Here is a 15,234-nt window from a genome sequence, read left to right as displayed (position 1 = left end):
CCATGTCACTTGCTCGCGTCCAGCACATTGCCGTCTCGCTCGACGGGTTCGCGACCGGCGAGGGCCAGAGCCTCGAAGCGCCGTTCGGCCACGCCGGCGAACGGCTGCACGAGTGGATGTTCGCCACCCGGTGGGGCCGCGCGATGCTGCGTCAGCCCGGTGGCTCGGGCGGCGTCGACGACGCCTTCCTGCGGCTGTTCACCGCCGGGATCGGCGCCGAGATCATGGGCGCCGGGAAGTTCGGGTACCCCGGCTGGCACGAGAACCCGGACTGGAAGGGGCCATGGGGTTCCAACCCGCCGTTCCACACACCGGTCTTCGTCCTCACCCATCACCCGCGCCCGTCGATCGAGATGAAGGGCGGCACGACGTACCACTTCATCGACGCCTCGCCTGCCGAGGCGCTCGAGACGGCTCGCGAGGCCGCGGGCGGCCTGGACGTACGCATCGGCGGTGGCCCGACCATGGTCCGCGACTTCCTCACTGCCGGGCTCATCGACCACATGCACATCGTGGTGGTCCCGATCCTGCTCGGCCGAGGCGTTCGTCTCTGGGACGGGCTGGAGGGCCTGGAGAAGGACTACGAGGTGGAGAGCGTCTCCACGCCCAGCGGGGTCACCCATGTGTCGTTCACCCGCGCGGGTCTGTGAACCGCCCCCGTCGGCAGGCGGGGGCGGTTCGGCGTCGTCCGGGCCGACGGGCAGCTCTCGGACCGCCTGCTGGTGACTCGTCAGTGCCGGGCGCAGGACCAGGCGCCCATGCCCTGCATGGCGGCGAGCCGCCTGGCCGTGGCGATCTGCTCCCTCTTCGTGGCCAGATCGGCGCGCGGCGCGTACTTGAGGCCGCCGGCCGCCGCCCAGCTCGACCGGGTGAACTGCAGACCTCCGTAGTGGCCGTTCCCCGTGTTGGCCTTCCAGTTTCCGGAGGACTCGCACTCCGCGATGGCGTCCCAGTCGACACCGGCCTTGACTGCGGCCCGGGGCGCGGAAGCCTGGGCGGCTCCAGCACCGAAGAGCAGGACCGGGGCACACGTCAGAGCTACCGCCAGCGACCTGACAGGCAGTCCGTACCGGTGGTTCATCTGGTGACGGCGCATCAGCAACCCTCTCGCTCGGAGGCCCGGCCGCGAGCGCGGCGGAGCACTACCGAACGTAAGCGGGCAGCGTCGTCGCGGCACACGGAGAGCGTCCATCAGCGGCACCCGGTCGTCAGGAGCAGCCCGTTCGGCGGATCGGTGAGGCGGCGCAGGGTGTGTGATCGTCCCCGCGCCGCGGCACAAAGGAAGGCCAAGGCGTCCTCGACGGCCCGGGTCAGGAGACTCCGAGGAAGATGCCGCCCGGCGTGTTGAGATCGTCGTTGTACAGGTGGAACGCGCGCAGTGACCTGGCTACCTCCCGCTGGGAGATGAAGGCATCGCGGTCCAGGTCGAGTCGCTGGAAGATCGCCGCCGCATCACCGTCGGAGAAATCGCAGAAAGCCAAGTACCTGGCGAACTCGTCACGGTTGATCCGCTTGTCACCGTCGACGTCCAGGACGGTGAAGATGGCCTGGGCGATGTCCTCCAGCACCTGGGACGCGTGCGCGCCATAGCCGGCAGCGCGGTGCGCCGCGACGAACTCGTCCTGGGACAGCCGGTCCCGTCCTGGTGTCGCCTGCGCGAGGAGCCCCAGCCATTGAGCCCAGTAGGCCCGCTCCAGCGCCTTGATCTTGGTGTCACTCTCGGCCAACCCGTAGCCGGTGACGTACCGGTGCACGATCCGCTGGTAGTTCTCCCAGGTGACGTATCGGTCTTCGTCGGTGTCCAGCGCGGCGAAGAGCCGCCGGAGCCGACGGGTGAGGGGATCGGCTGTCGCCATGGTTCCAGGTCCTCCGGGGAGCTCATTGACAGTGCCTGCACAGTGAATCGGTGTCGTGGGTGTCGTGGCCACGGTCGGTGGCTGCTCTTTCTGGCGGCCGACTCTCTGAGGAACTGACTTCGGCGTGTGAGACGTGCCCGGGCCGCGGGAGGTTCACCCATCGAGGCACGATCTCGTCTCCGGCCACGGTGACCGGAGGACTGCCCGGTTACCGCCGGTGGCCGACAACGGCGCAACGTGTCTCCACCACCCGGTCACGCCGATCACGTAGCGTCTGCGCATGACTGTTTCCCTGTTGCTGCCCGGGCCGGGCGGGAGCATGTCCGAGACCGTGGGTACCGAGGTCTTCCACCACGACGGCGAGGAGGACCACTACGAGTACGAGATCCATGCCAGCGGGGCTCTGATCGTGTGGAGCATCAAGAGGGGCGCGGCCGACGCGGTTCTCGAGGCATACGGGCCGGGGGCCTGGCTCAAGGTGAGCGGGTCGGTCTACCAGCCGTAGGCCGGGGCGTTCGGCGCAGCCGGCGGGTCGAGCTCTGGACGGCGCACGGTTCCGCCTGGCGGTCAGGTGGTCCTGCGGCCCGGAGGGAACTCTTTTCCGTCGCGGTCGGAGACCGTGGCGAAGCACGACGTGGCCCATACGGTGAGGCAGTCCGTCTCGTGGATCGTCTCGAGCGGGTGGTCGTTCCACGTCCCGTACGACGTGACGTACACAGCCTCGCCGGGCTTCAGCCAGTAGTCCTGGCCCCATGGCTCGAGCCACAGCTGCAACTGCTCCTTGCCGTCGTTCTGCACCAACATCGGGACTGGGTTTCCCAGTTGGCGGATCGCCTCGAAGCTGTAGTCGCCGGCCTCGGCCATGTTCGTCTTCAGCGGGTCCATGATCCGGTCGATCGCTGCCCGTCGAGGGTCCTGTCCGTTCACCCGGTGATTGTGGACCGGGGATCGCAGCCGAGAACAGTCCGTCGGCGAACAGACCTTTCACCGGGTGCGGTCGGTCGGTATCCCGCGGCCGGGGCTGCCTGCTCATCGCTGAAGTCGGAACGAGCCCGCCACCACGGCATGAGTTGGGCGGCACCGAACGCGACCTCGACGATGAAGCGGCTTCAGACCGACCGCGGGACAGCGTGCGCCGTCGCCCGCCACGGCGAGGAGGTGCGGGGCGCGCCGGAGACCGCCGACGGGCATTCCGGGCTGTCGGAGGACGAGGTCCCGATCATCGACGCGCGCCGGCCCAGATCGCCGCGGTGCGCGCCGACCTCGAAGGGCGCGCTCGTACCGCCTGTCCGCCGCGGCCGGTCGGTCTGACCGGCCGCGCCGACCACGTGCGGGGCCGACCGGCGGCTGGGCCGCGTATCGGCCGGGCCAGACATCGGCATGGGCCGACGAATGGGTTGACGAATGTCACACACCCAAGAATCGGCCTCAATGGCTCTATTTCGGGCATAGCGGCCACGCTGCCGTCACCCCTGCCCTGTTAGCGTCGCCGTCGTCCGGGATCGTGCCGCTCGCAGGACCGTCGGGCGGCGTGCACCTCCAAGCCCCGGTGCCCCGGGCCACCGCCCCAGCGCCGCCCCCGGCCTCCGACGGCGAGCGCGGACCGAAGCCCTCGGACCTGAAGTGACCGCAGAAGCACAGCAGGACGGAACCCCCATGCTCCGAACGCACCTACCGCGCCGCGCAGTACGGTGCCTCGTCACGGTTCTGGCCACCGGAACCGTGGTGGCCGGGCTCGGGACCACGGGCGCGTCAGCGGCCGGCACCGGTTCGCGTGCGAGCGCGAAGGTCGGCGGTTCACAGGTCACCTGCACATCGCACCGGGCCGGACTGGCGAGCCGTCTGTCCCAGGACATCGCCGGCGCGCTCCGCGGCCGCCAGGGCGCCTCCGCTCTCGCGATCTACGACCGCACCACGGACACCTCGTGCACCTTCCGGGCCGGCGCCCGGTTCGACTCGGCGAGCGTGGTCAAGGTCACCGTCCTCGGGGCTCTTCTGCGCAAGGTCATGGAGGAGGACCGTCACCTCACGCCCCGCGAGGTGTCGCTGACCAAGGCCATGATCACCAAGTCGGACAACGACTCGACATCAGCGCTGTGGCGCCAGCTCGGGCCGAAGAGCGTGCAGCGCTTCCTGGATCTGGCCGGGATGCGGGAGACCGTTCCGGGGCCGAAGGGGTTCTGGGGCCGTACGCAGATCACCGCCGGTGACCAGCTCAAGCTGCTCCGCCTGCTGACCTCGGGCAACACCGTCCTCGATCAGGACGCCCGGGCCTACGCGCTCGGCCTGATGAACCGCGTCGTCCCCGCCCAGCGGTGGGGCGTACCGGCCGGGGCCTCCGGCACGGCGACCGTCCATCTGAAGAACGGGTGGCTGGAGCGAGAGACCAAGGGGTGGCGGGTGCACAGCGTCGGTGTGTTCACCGGCCGCGGTCACGATTACGGGATCGTGGTGCTCTCCGACGGCAACCGCACGATGAAGGACGGGATCGCGGGCATCCAGGGCGCCGCGCGCGCGATCAACCGCGATCTTCCCTGAGCTCGGCACAGGCACAGGCACAGGCACCGGCACCCGCGCCCCCCGAGTAGAGCGAGCGCACCGCCCGACACCGCGAGACCTGGGCCCCACGTCCTGGTGCACGTCCGTGCGGGGACGCAGAGCAGGCAGCGCGCGGCCCGGCAGCACGCGGACCTGCCGGTCACGCCACCGACGGCCACGCCACCGACGGCCACGACGCTTCGACATCCGCCGGACCGGCCGCCACCTGGTCCTCCGCAGCGGAGACCGAGGGGTCGCAGGTGTCACCGGCCCCCTCGTTCCGTACGAGTCCAGGCCGCGCTCGCTCGTACGCCTCGCCATGAGGTCGACGCATCCACGCAGACCCCGGTCGAAGGCCGGACCTTCTGCCCGTCCACGGCCCCGGCCGACTGCTATGACATCGCGCCCCCGTCGCGCAGTGTCATTGCATGAACACGCCTGGTCGAGGTGCGGCGTCACTCAGGATGGGTGTCGTTCGGGCCGCACACCGTCGAGGTGCACGTCGGCGGCGGACGACAGAGCCTGGAACCGAACCGGAACGTGGTCTCGCGCGGCGTCGAGGTGCACCTCACGCTCGACGCTCGACGAAACGACGGCCGTCAGCCAGCCGTGAGCTGCGCCGTCGTACCGCCGGAGCCGACGGCGCCCGGGGAAGGAGCGACCGATGCCCACACTGCTGTCCGTGAACGTCGGCATGCCGAAAGACGTGTCCTGGCAGGGCAGGACCGTCTACACGGGTGTGTGGAAGTACCCGGTCCACGGGCCGGCCATGGTCCGCCGGCTCAACATCGACGGTGACGGCCAGGGGGACACGGCAGGCCACGGCGGCGAGCAGCGGGCCGTCCTCGTGTACCAGCTCGACTCCTACCGCCACTGGCAGCAGCACTTCGGACGCGACGACCTCGACTACGGCCGGTTCGGGGAGAACCTCACCGTCGACGGCCTGCCCGACGACGAGGTCTGCATCGGAGACCGGTACCGCATCGGCGAGGCCGAGTTCGAAGTCACCCAGCCCCGCGTCACCTGTTACCGGGTCGGCCTGCGCCTCGGCCGGCCCGAGATGCCCGCGCTGCTGGTCAGCCACCACCGCCCCGGCTTCTACATGCGGGTCCTCCACGAGGGACACATCCAGGCCGGTGACCGGATCGAGAAGACCGCGACGGGGCCCGGCAAGCTGACCGTGGCCGACATCGACGCGCTGCTCTACCTACCCGGCCGGGACCTGGCCAAGCTGCGCCTGGCGATGCAGATCCCCGCCCTGAGCCCCGGCTGGCAGGGCTCGTTCCGCGAACTGCTGGATGCCGCGGAGCGTCCGGACACCGCCGCCGCGCCCACCTCCGCCGGACCGGCCTGGGACGGCTTCCGCGAGCTGCGCGTGGCCGAGGTGGTCCGCGAGACCACGACAGTCTCCTCGATCCATCTGGGCGCCCCGGACGGGACCCCGCTGCCGCCCGCCCGCGCGGGCCAGTACCTGACACTGCGGATCCCCGATGCCGGCCAACCGGCCCTCGTACGCAGCTACTCACTGTCATCGAGCACCGAAACCGGCCACTACCGGTTCAGCGTCAAACATGAGCCGCACGGCACCGCGAGCGGCTATCTGACCACGAAGCTGCGCCCGGGTGCGGTCCTCGAAGTCGCGGCGCCTCGCGGTGAGTTCGTCCTCGCCGAAGGGACCGGCCCGGTCGTCCTCGTCTCCGCAGGGATCGGGCTCACGCCGGTGCTGTCGATGCTGCACGAACTCGCCGAGCGGGACAGCGGCCGTGAGGTCTGGTGGATCCACGGTGCCCGCAGTCCGCGGGAACATCCACTGGCGGCCGAGGCGCACGCCCTGATTGCTTCCATGCCGCACGCCCACGAGCATGTGTTCTACAGCGCGGCGACACCCGGGGAACGGCGCCGGGTCCACGCCGTCGACGGCCGCCTGACCAGGGACAGACTGACAGCGCTGTCGCTCCCGTCCGACGCGACCGCCTACATCTGCGGCCCCACCTCCTTCACCGCGGACATGCAGGAGGCACTCACCGCGGCCGGCATCGCCCCGGCCCGCATCCACACCGAGTTGTTCGGGACCCTGGCGTCCATCAACCCCGGCCTCACCGCGCAGGCCACCCGGCCACCCCACCAGCCGCCGGGACCTCCCGGCACCGGCCCGCTGGTCACCTTCGTCCGTAGCGGCATCTCCGCGCCCTTCCCGGACGGCAAACGCAGCATCCTGGAACTCGCCGACGCCTGCGACGTCCCCACCCGCTGGAGCTGCCGCACCGGCGTCTGCCACACGTGCACCACCAGCGTCCTGTCCGGTGGCGTCACCTACTCCCCGGCGCCGCTGGAGCTCCCACCCGACGGCGAGGTGCTCATCTGCTGCGCCCAGCCCGAAGGCGACATCGTCCTGGACATGTGAGGACGGCCGGCGTCATGCACACCCAACCCTCCCGCTGTCGGTCGCCACGCGCCCGGCTGCACCCTGCGTCCCGTCAACCGTCACCGAGGTTGCCCGTCAGCCTCCGTCTGCGTCGTACGGCGGAGACCGCCGATTCCAGACGGCGTCCAACCGGCCGATGATCCGGCGGAGTTCGCGTGCGCTTCGAGGTGTCAGGGCATGCGTCACGGTGTCGAGGAGAGAGCGGGCTTCGAGAGGGTCGGGGCAGCAGTACGAGTGCACGTTGCCCCACTCGTAGTCGTGCCACAACTCGCGCTCAGGACGGTGGACGTAGTCCTTCCACAAGCGCACGGCCGCGCTGATGTCTCCTGGTCGGAGATAGTTGCGGGTGCGCTCGAGACAGGCGATCTCGGACAGTGCGCGCGAGGACAGGCCGTCGATGACCGGGCGTGCGGCTGGTGTCCGGTGCCGGGACATACCGGTCCTGAGGTGGGCCGGCCGACTACGCGGCATGGGCCTTTCGGTTCGTCGTCATGCCGTGCATGGTGTCACGATCGCGGACGATGTCTCGAACCAATTCCCCTGCCCTGGAGGCTGTTTCACCAGTGGCGTCGCGCGACTCAGACCTCGGGAAGGGAGGGGTCGGGGGTCCAGGGGGCCGGTGCGGTGATGGCCCAGCGTTCGTGGTCCCGCCAGCCGCCGTCGATGTAGAGGTAGTCGGGCGACAGTCCCTCGTAGCGGAAGCCCAGCCGCCGGACCACGGCGAGGGATGCTGTGTTCGCCGGCTGGATGTTGGCCTCCAGCCGGTGGAGCCGCAGGTCGGTGAAGGCGTGCCGCAGAGTGGCGGTGAGCCCTTCGGTCATGTACCCGTGCCCTGCGGACGGGGCGAAGGCCGCATAACCAAGGGACGCGCCCTGGTAGCGGCCCCGGATGATCGAGTTGATATTGACCATGCCGGCGGCTGCTCCGGTCTCCCGGACACGGATCAGGAAGCCCAGGTTGGTGCCGTCCTCGAAGCGGCGCATCCAGACCCGGAAGTCCTCGGCGGTCGCGGGTAGTTGCATCCATGGCTGATGGAGCTCGGAGCTGGCCCGCACGAGTGTGCAGAACTCCTCCTGGTCGGAGAGGGCGAGCGGGCGCAGTTCAATCCGTGACGGCATCGTGGGCATGGGCCAACGTTACGGCTCCTGTGCCGTCAACGGCTCATCGGACCCCGCGGCGACCGCCTGGCTGCGGACACGACTGCGATAGCGCAGCGGTGACTCGCCGACCTCTCGTTTGAACGCCGTGCTGAAGGCGCTCTCCGACGTGTATCCCAAGGTCGCGCCGATCGCGCCGATACTGTCGTCGCCGGCACGCAGGGCGCGCTGTGCCAGCAGCATCCGCCACCGGTTCAGATAGGCGAGCGGCGGCATACCGGCCGCCGTCCGGAACAGCGTCGCGAAGGAGGTCCTCGACATCGTGGCAGCCTGTGCCAGGGTCTCGAGTCGCCACGGTTTGCCCGGGTCCTCGTGCATGAGGACCACCGCAGGATGGAGCCGCTCGTCGGTCAGCACCCGCAGCCAGCCCGGGGGGATCTCCGCCTGGTGGATGTAGACCCGCAGCATGTCCAGCAGGAGGAGTTGGCCGTGCTGGCGGATGGCGAACGATGAGCCGATGCGCCCGCCGGCCGCTTCGTCGAACAGGTGCACAAGGCGGTCGCGCAGGGGGGTGTCCGTTACGGAGGCGCGCACGAGACCCATCGGAGGCAGCGTGTGTGTGAACAGCTCCCGGCCGATCGGGTTGAGGTCGATGTGCCCGCCGAGAACGACGTCCGCGCCGTCTTCCTCCAGCGAGGTGAAGCCCACGCGTGTCACGTCGATCTCCACGGGGGGTTCGTCCTCGGGCCCTCCGCGAACCGTCAGCCAGGACCGGTGGTTCAGGAGGGCGACGTCACCCGCATCGAGGATCACAGGCCCGTCGCACCCGTCGGTGGTCACCCGGGCCCGGCCCCTGGCCACCGCGACGAACTTCAGTGGATGGTCGAGAGCTCCCTGGGCGATCCATGACCCGTCCACGGCGAAGCCGCTCGACATCAGTCCCTGGATCTCGATGAGGTCGAGCACCCCGGACAACGGGTCGCCGCGCATGGGTACACCATCGCGCACTCCGGACGACCGAGCAAAAAGACCGGGTGATCCGGCATTGCCCGTACAGATGAGTGCGGGCCGCCGATCACCCGGGCGCGGTATCGCGACCCGCTGAACGATCGCGAAAGGAATCAGGACTTTTAGGTATTCAGGATCCTCCCGTTGATTCCTAGCGTGAATGCATGACCCACAACCAGCACCCTCTCGGATCCGGATTCACGTCGGCATCGACAGCCGACGACGTCCTCACCGGCATCGACCTGACCGGCGTCAACGTGATCGTGACCGGAGGCCATGCGGGGCTCGGTCTGGAGACCACGCGGGCCCTGAGCAAGGCCGGCGCGTCCGTCACCGTCGGCGCACGCAATCCGCAACGCGCCACCCAGACCGTGGAGGGCATCGAGCGCGTCGAGGTCGGCAGGCTGGATCTGGCCGACCCGGCCTCCATCGAGGCTTTCACCGCCCGCCGTGCCGACTCCGGCCGACCGCTGCACATCCTGATCAACAACGCCGGTGTCCCGCTCCACGAGAAGCGGGAGGTCGACGCGCGCGGCTACGAGATGCAGTTCGCGACCAACCACCTCGGCCACTTCCAGCTCACCCTGGGCCTGCTGCCCGCCCTGCGGGCCGCCGGTGGAGCGCGCGTCGTCAACCTGTCCTCCGGTGGCCACCGGCTCAGCGACATCCGCTGGCACGACCTCCACTTCACCGAGGGCTACCAGAGCTTCCTCGCCTACGGCCAGTCCAAGACCGCCGCCGTTCTGTTCGCCGTCGAACTGGACCGGCGCTGGGCCGATGACGGGATCCGCGGTTACGCCGTGCACCCGGGCATCGTCGCCGGCACCAGCCTGAACAGCTCGGTGGGGGAGGAGCAGTTGAAGGCCACCGGCCTGATGGACGAGCACGGGCAGCCGGTCGTCGACCTCGAGCGCGGAATCAAGACCGTCCAACAGGGCGCGGCCACCACCGTATTCGCCTCCACCAGCCCTCTGCTGGAGGGGATCGGCGGCGTCTACCTCAAGGACAACGACATCTCGGAACTGGACAGGGACCCGCAGCCCCTCACGGGCGCGGAGAAGGCGCCCCCTGCCGACGTCGTGCAGTACGCCATCGATCCGCAGTCCGCGCGGCGGCTCTGGGAGCTGAGCGAGGAATTGATCAAGGGGTGACCACCACCCTGAGGCGGACCGCGGCAGCCGCCTCACCGGTCCGGGCCGCCGCCCCGCCGCGGCGGACACGGGCCCCACACCTGGTCCTCCGAGGAATCAGTCCGAACCGGTGTCGGCTCGTCTCCTGAGTACCAGCACGGCGGTGTCGTCCGTCGGTCTGCCACCGGTGTGCTGTTGCAGCTCACGGTGCACGGTCCTCGCGATATCGCGGGGAGCCACCTCGCCCCAGTGGGTCACGCGGTCCTCCAGCGGATAGAAGGCGCCCGCGGCGTCGCGGGCCTCGGTGACACCGTCCGTGCAGAGCAGCAGAGTGGAGCCGGGCGGGAAGTCGAACCATTCCACGGTGCGTGGCTCCGGAGTCAGCGACGCCAGACCCAGCGGCACCGACGGCTCGTGGCGCAGTGCCGGTCCCGCCTGATCGCCGTGCAGGATGTAGGGCTCGACGTGGCCACAGTTGATCGCCTGGGCTTCAGGACCGGAACTGATGCCGAGGACGAGGGCCGTGACGAACCGTTCCCGTTCTCCCGCCTGAGCCGCGAACGAGTTGTGCCTCAGCACCGAGTTCTCGAGGGCGTCCACCACCGCCGTGAGCGTGGGCTCCGACACCGCGGCCTCCCGGAAGGCCGTCAGCACGGCGAAGGCAGCGCTGATCGCGGACAGGCCCTTGCCCTGGACATCGCCGATGAACACACGGCTTCCGTACGGCGAGTCCACGACCTCGTAGATGTCGCCCCCGACCCGGCTGTCCTCCTCCACCGGCTCGTACAGACCCTGGACGAGCAAGTCGTCGGTCAACAGGGGAAACGGGCGAAGGATCTGACGCTGCAGGGCGGCTGCCGCTGAACGTAGCCGGGCGATCTCTCCCTCCCTGCGGACGCGCTGGGCCGCTCCGGCAACACTCAGGCCGGTGAACACGAGCGCGAAGACGACCACTCCCACATCCGCCGCCAGTGTGTCGAGCGGTGTGTCGATGAGTGAGGCGATGACGACGAGGTTGACCCAGACGGACGCGAACACGGTCTGACGGACGCTGCCCCTGCCGGCGAACAACGCCGGCAGAACGATGAGGAAGGGAGCGAGCCTGGTCTCCCTGCCGAGGAGAAGACCTGTCAACGCCAGGACCACCGTCACCCCGACCAGCGAGAACCACACGGTTCGCCAGGGGAGCGAGCCTGCGCGCGAGCCGCGGCTCTTCACCGCATCCGGTGCATCAGGATCGTTCGAGGCGTGCACCGTTGCTCCTGCCCTCCGGCCGACGTCGTGACAGCGCCCACGGTCCTGCCCACACGGTCCGGGACCGGTCGGAGCCGAGACTTCGCGCCGGAGCAGCAGGGCACCGAGGGCGCAGGGACATCCGTATCCCATGCCCCGGCGGTTGTACGTGAGGGAAGGTCGGCGTCACTCGGATGCCCGACACGGCGTGCGTCGAAGGCGGGCTCCGGCCGGGCGGTCACCGTCCCAGAAGTGCGCGGAGGCCGCTGAATGCCTCCCGGCCCGCCGGCCGTCCCGACCTCCTCGTCCTGGTGGCGGTCGGCTCGACGGACATACGGTTCTTTCGGGGCCGCCGGCGCCCGGACCGACCCGCGCAGGACGCGACGGGGCTGCTACGCATCGTCGTCGCCGAGCGCTTCCTCGACCCAGATGATCTTTCCGTTCGGTGTGTAGCGGGTTCCCCACCGTCGAGCGAGCGCTGCGATGATCAGCAGGCCCCGCCCGTTCTCGTCCTGTGCCCGGGCATGACGCAGGTGCGGTGATGTGGCGGCCTCATCCGAGACTTCGATCGTCAGTGAGCGGTCGCGTATGAGGCGTACCGTCGGGTTGCCGCTGGCGTGGCGGATCACATTGGTCACCAGTTCACTGACGATCATCTCTGTCGTGAACGTATGAGCCTCCAGCCCCCAGTCCTCGAGCTGGTGACCGGCTTTCTCCCTGGACTCGGCCACCGCGGCGGGCTCCCGGCTGCCCGTCCAGGTGGCGACGGACTCGGCGGGAAGGCGGTGGGTGAGGACCGCCAGAACGGCAGCCCCGTCACCCGGATCTTGCCCCAGCAGGCTGTGCACAATGCTGTCGCAGGTCGCTCTGGGGTCGTGGGCCGCATGGTGAGCCGCTTGGCGCAGCTGGGCCATACGCTCCTCCGCGCGGGCGCTGGGCTCCAGGAGCGACTGTGAGTAGAGGGTCAGCATGCTCTCCGGAGCCAGGGACGTACGGCTCACGTCGTAGCTCGCACCCTGTCCGAGTGGGGGCCCGACCGGCACGTCCACGATGGTCACGTCACCGTCGGCGGATGCCACGAGCGGGGCGGGCCAGCCGGCCGAGGCCGCCGCGAGTTCCCCGGTCACGGGGTCGTAGACGGCGTACAGGCAACGGGGAGAATCCGCGGTGGCGGGCGATGCCCCCGGCTGCGGACGGGCACCGGCGGGGAGGATATGACCGGTGGCATCGTCGAGATGAGCCAGTAGCTCGTTGGGCGGCAGGTCGAGCCCGGCGAGGGTGTCCAGGGCCGTGCGGAATCGCCCCATGGTCACGGATGCGTCGACTCCCTGCTGCGGAACCTGCCCGATGGCCAGACCGACACGGGCTCCGGACAGCGCGATGACATCGAACCAGACCGTCTGCCGGGATCCCGGTGTGTAGAAGTGCGCCGTCGTCACCCCCGAGAGCTCCGGGAACGTTCGCGGGAGCAGGCTCCGCTGGAGCGCGACGGCGGTGGTGTGCTCCCTGGTGTAGCAGCGCGCGTTCTCGATGTGAACGCATGCCTTGGCGCTCACCTGCTCGGCGAGGCTTACATCGAGGGTGTCGAAGGGGACGGGGTGGCGCGGTCCTCGATAGAAGCTGGCGAGCCCCAGGAGACGCCCGCGGGACGACAGGGGCAGCACGATCATCGAATGGACCCCGGCGTCCCTCAGGGCGCCTGCGCGAGCGGCGTCGTGCGTGAGCCAGTCGGACGGCGATGTGTGCGGGTCCAGCAGTCGGGGTGTGAGGTCGGCCATCACCTGCGTGTAAGGGGTCGGGGACACGAAGTAGCTCATCTCGCCGACGGCGTAGACGGGTTGCAGTTCGCCCCGCGACTCGAAGGCGGCCCGGCGCACGGGCACATCGGTGCCGACCGGCGGCGCCGGCGCCTCGCCTCCCTGCAGGACCGCGTCGATGAGGTCGACCGAGACGGCGCCGGCGAAATCCCGTGTGGCGACGCCGGCGAGTTCCTGCGCCGTCCGCATCGCGTCGAGTGTGGTGCCGATCTCCGCGTGCGCCTGGGCGAGAAGGTGCGCTGCCGTCCGGTCGCGGTCCTGCTCGGTGACATCGTGGATCACGGCTCCGACGCCGATGGTCTGCTGCTCGTCCAGGAGCTGAAATGCGGTGACGGCGAAGACACGGGGGTGATCATGACCGTCGTGCCCGCCGACCCTGCCCTGGACAGCTGGTTCGCTGCCGTCCAGCACCTGCTCGAGAACCGCGGCAAGGGGGAGGCGCGAGCCGAGGTCCGCCACGCGGTGCTGCAGTACGTCGCCGGCCGGGCGACCGCGCATGGCCAGGGCCGCGGAGTTGCTGCGCAGGACACGAAGCTCGGTGTCGTACACCTCCAGCCCGGCGCTGGACTGCTCGAACGCCGAGTACTCGAAGGCCGCTTCGACGTGCGCGGCCCGGAGGCTGGGAGCGGTACCGCGGATGTCGACGACAGTCTCTGTGCCGTGGCGCCCCACGCTGAGCAGCAGGGCGGCCGGCGCAGGGGCATCGCCCTGTGCTGCGAGGTGGTCCAGGAGGTCGGAGAGAAGGCGGCCGGCAGGCTGTCCCACGGGGTCGGCGGAGAGGGCAAAGTACCTGCCCGTGGGGTCACGCCAGCTGGAGACATTTCCGCTGTCGTCCAGAGTGAACGAACTCTCGTGTGCCATCAGCGGCACCTCCTCGCACAGCCCCGTCCACTGCCTCCCGCTACGCGGCAGCGATCCGGCTGTGCGGCATCCTTTCCAGCTTGACGGGGGAGCGCCGCGTCGGCAACCGGCAGCCGGCTCCCCGTCCAGCGCCACCTGCGCGCCCACCGCCACCTGCCCGATGGTCCGGCCCACCGCGCGGGGCCAGGCGCGTCCGAGTAGAATTGTCGGTCTGCAATCGTGCCCGGGTGCGCCTGTGGTCCACTCCGTCGGACAGCATCCACATCACCGCATCCACACCGTCAATGCAGGGCCGGGTGCCATGAGTTCGACCGCGCAGTCCTCCGCGAAAAGACTGGTCAGTCTCCCGCACTTCGCCATTCCGCTGGGATTCGCGGGTCTTGGCGGTGCATGGGCGGTAGCGGCTGTGACGCTGGGCGCGCCCGCGTGGATCGAGGTCACCTTCTATTCGATCGCCGCGGTCCTCTGGATTCTGTTCTCCACCGTCTACATCGGCGAGAGGCTGCGGAACACCCGAGAGTTCCGGGACGACAGGGAAAGCGCGGTCTCCGGAGCAGGGGCCGCATTCCTGCCCGTTGTCGGGATTCTGCTGCTCGCGCACTTCGGTCAGTACATGCCTCTGCAAGCGGCGAGAACTGTCTGCTGGATCCTCGTTGCCGCACTGGCGACCGTGGCCGCTCAGCTGTTCGCTCACTGGCTGACCGGGCAGCTGACGTTCAAACAACTGCATCCCGGATACTTCCTCCCGCTGGTGGCCGGGCCGTTCATCGCCAGCATCGGCCTTTCCAGCGTCCACGCCATTCCGGCTGCCAGGACGGCTCTGGGGGTCGGCATCTTCTTCTGGGTCATCATCGGCGGCGTCATCACCGCTCGACTCATCACGGCCGGCCCTCTGCCCGTGCCGGTCATTCCCTCGCTCTCCGTGCTTCTGGCCCCGCCGGCCACCGGAGGGATCGCCACGTTCTTCGCGTACCCCGGACCGGTCGGCCCCCTCCAGCTGGCCTTCTTCGGCGTCTTCATCATGATGGTGCTCATCCAGATCGCCCTGTTCAGGGCATACATCAATCTGCCCTTCAATCTGAATTTCTGGAACTTCACCTTTCCCGTCTCGGCTTCGGCCAACTACGGCCTGCACTGGCTCGGCGAGGCCACCTTCGACGGCCGGCGTCAGCTCGCCTGGGCGATCGTCTGCCTCGCCACCGTCATCGTGCTCTCGATCGCCGCGGCGACGGTGCGCAGCCTTCTTCCGGACCACAGAACCTGAGTACC

14 protein-coding genes are annotated in these 15,234 nt (G+C 69.4%); 6 read left to right on the top strand and 8 right to left on the bottom strand.

What is annotated here, in order from left to right; genetic code table 11:
- Positions 1–2: 2 nt before the first annotated feature.
- On the top strand, positions 3–650 hold the full coding sequence (locus tag RPQ07_RS02240) for a dihydrofolate reductase family protein (protein ID WP_313942266.1): 648 nt from the start codon (positions 3–5) through the stop codon (positions 648–650).
- 80 nt (positions 651–730) lie between these two features.
- On the opposite strand, the gene RPQ07_RS02235 is transcribed toward RPQ07_RS02240, so the two are convergent.
- Both RPQ07_RS02235 and RPQ07_RS02230 read right to left on the bottom strand, forming a co-directional pair.
- Positions 731–1,096, bottom strand: a complete 366-nt coding sequence (locus tag RPQ07_RS02235) for a transglycosylase family protein (protein WP_313942265.1) — start codon at positions 1,094–1,096, stop codon at positions 731–733.
- A gap of 214 nt (positions 1,097–1,310) precedes the next feature.
- Entirely contained in the window at positions 1,311–1,856 is a 546-nt protein-coding gene (locus RPQ07_RS02230) for an EF-hand domain-containing protein (protein WP_313942264.1), read from the bottom strand.
- 280 nt (positions 1,857–2,136) lie between these two features.
- On the opposite strand from RPQ07_RS02230, the gene RPQ07_RS02225 reads away from it, so the two are divergent.
- Positions 2,137–2,361 (top strand): hypothetical protein, encoded by a 225-nt coding sequence (locus tag RPQ07_RS02225; protein WP_313942263.1) that lies wholly within the window; start codon positions 2,137–2,139, stop codon positions 2,359–2,361.
- A 62-nt stretch (positions 2,362–2,423) separates the two neighbouring features.
- On the opposite strand, the gene RPQ07_RS02220 is transcribed toward RPQ07_RS02225, so the two are convergent.
- Positions 2,424–2,783 carry a hypothetical protein gene (locus RPQ07_RS02220; RefSeq protein WP_313942262.1) on the bottom strand — a complete coding sequence of 120 codons (360 nt, stop codon included), beginning with the start codon at positions 2,781–2,783 and terminating at the stop codon, positions 2,424–2,426.
- A gap of 729 nt (positions 2,784–3,512) precedes the next feature.
- Between RPQ07_RS02220 and RPQ07_RS02215 the strand changes: the two genes are divergently transcribed.
- Complete coding sequence (locus RPQ07_RS02215; RefSeq protein WP_313942261.1) at positions 3,513–4,394, top strand: serine hydrolase; 882 nt, start codon at positions 3,513–3,515, stop codon at positions 4,392–4,394.
- Between the two features lie 664 nt (positions 4,395–5,058).
- A complete protein-coding gene (locus RPQ07_RS02210; protein ID WP_313942260.1) occupies positions 5,059–6,798 on the top strand; it encodes an MOSC and FAD-binding oxidoreductase domain-containing protein in 1,740 nt (579 codons plus the stop codon).
- A 96-nt stretch (positions 6,799–6,894) separates the two neighbouring features.
- Here the strand turns inward: RPQ07_RS02210 and RPQ07_RS02205 are convergent, their stop codons facing one another.
- The 3 genes from RPQ07_RS02205 to RPQ07_RS02195 all read right to left on the bottom strand — a co-directional run bounded on the left by RPQ07_RS02205 (position 6,895) and on the right by RPQ07_RS02195 (position 8,906).
- The gene (locus RPQ07_RS02205; protein ID WP_313942259.1) at positions 6,895–7,254 is read right to left on the bottom strand and encodes a hypothetical protein; all 360 of its coding nucleotides are present in this window, start codon (positions 7,252–7,254) and stop codon (positions 6,895–6,897) included.
- 143 nt (positions 7,255–7,397) lie between these two features.
- Entirely contained in the window at positions 7,398–7,946 is a 549-nt protein-coding gene (locus tag RPQ07_RS02200) for a GNAT family N-acetyltransferase (RefSeq protein ID WP_313942258.1), read from the bottom strand.
- Positions 7,947–7,955: 9 nt separating this feature from the next.
- On the bottom strand, positions 7,956–8,906 hold the full coding sequence (locus RPQ07_RS02195) for an AraC family transcriptional regulator (protein ID WP_313942257.1): 951 nt from the start codon (positions 8,904–8,906) through the stop codon (positions 7,956–7,958).
- Positions 8,907–9,088: 182 nt separating this feature from the next.
- On the opposite strand from RPQ07_RS02195, the gene RPQ07_RS02190 reads away from it, so the two are divergent.
- Positions 9,089–10,075 carry an SDR family NAD(P)-dependent oxidoreductase gene (locus RPQ07_RS02190; protein ID WP_313942256.1) on the top strand — a complete coding sequence of 329 codons (987 nt, stop codon included), beginning with the start codon at positions 9,089–9,091 and terminating at the stop codon, positions 10,073–10,075.
- A 96-nt stretch (positions 10,076–10,171) separates the two neighbouring features.
- Here the strand turns inward: RPQ07_RS02190 and RPQ07_RS02185 are convergent, their stop codons facing one another.
- Both RPQ07_RS02185 and RPQ07_RS02180 read right to left on the bottom strand, forming a co-directional pair.
- Complete coding sequence (locus tag RPQ07_RS02185; protein WP_313942255.1) at positions 10,172–11,308, bottom strand: PP2C family protein-serine/threonine phosphatase; 1,137 nt, start codon at positions 11,306–11,308, stop codon at positions 10,172–10,174.
- A 371-nt stretch (positions 11,309–11,679) separates the two neighbouring features.
- On the bottom strand, positions 11,680–13,965 hold the full coding sequence (locus tag RPQ07_RS02180; RefSeq protein WP_313942254.1) for a SpoIIE family protein phosphatase: 2,286 nt from the start codon (positions 13,963–13,965) through the stop codon (positions 11,680–11,682).
- Positions 13,966–14,125: 160 nt separating this feature from the next.
- Here RPQ07_RS02180 and RPQ07_RS02175 point away from each other — a divergent pair, with 160 nt between their 5' ends.
- The gene (locus tag RPQ07_RS02175; protein ID WP_313942253.1) at positions 14,126–15,229 is read left to right on the top strand and encodes a hypothetical protein; all 1,104 of its coding nucleotides are present in this window, start codon (positions 14,126–14,128) and stop codon (positions 15,227–15,229) included.
- The last annotated feature ends 5 nt before the right edge of the window (positions 15,230–15,234 follow it).

This window comes from Streptomyces sp. AM8-1-1 (assembly GCF_032229325.1).
GTDB classification, from domain to species: Bacteria; Actinomycetota; Actinomycetes; order Streptomycetales; family Streptomycetaceae; genus Streptomyces; species Streptomyces achmelvichensis.
The sequence above is the reverse complement of the archived record's forward strand: the minus strand, read 5'-3'. Positions and strand labels throughout refer to the sequence as shown.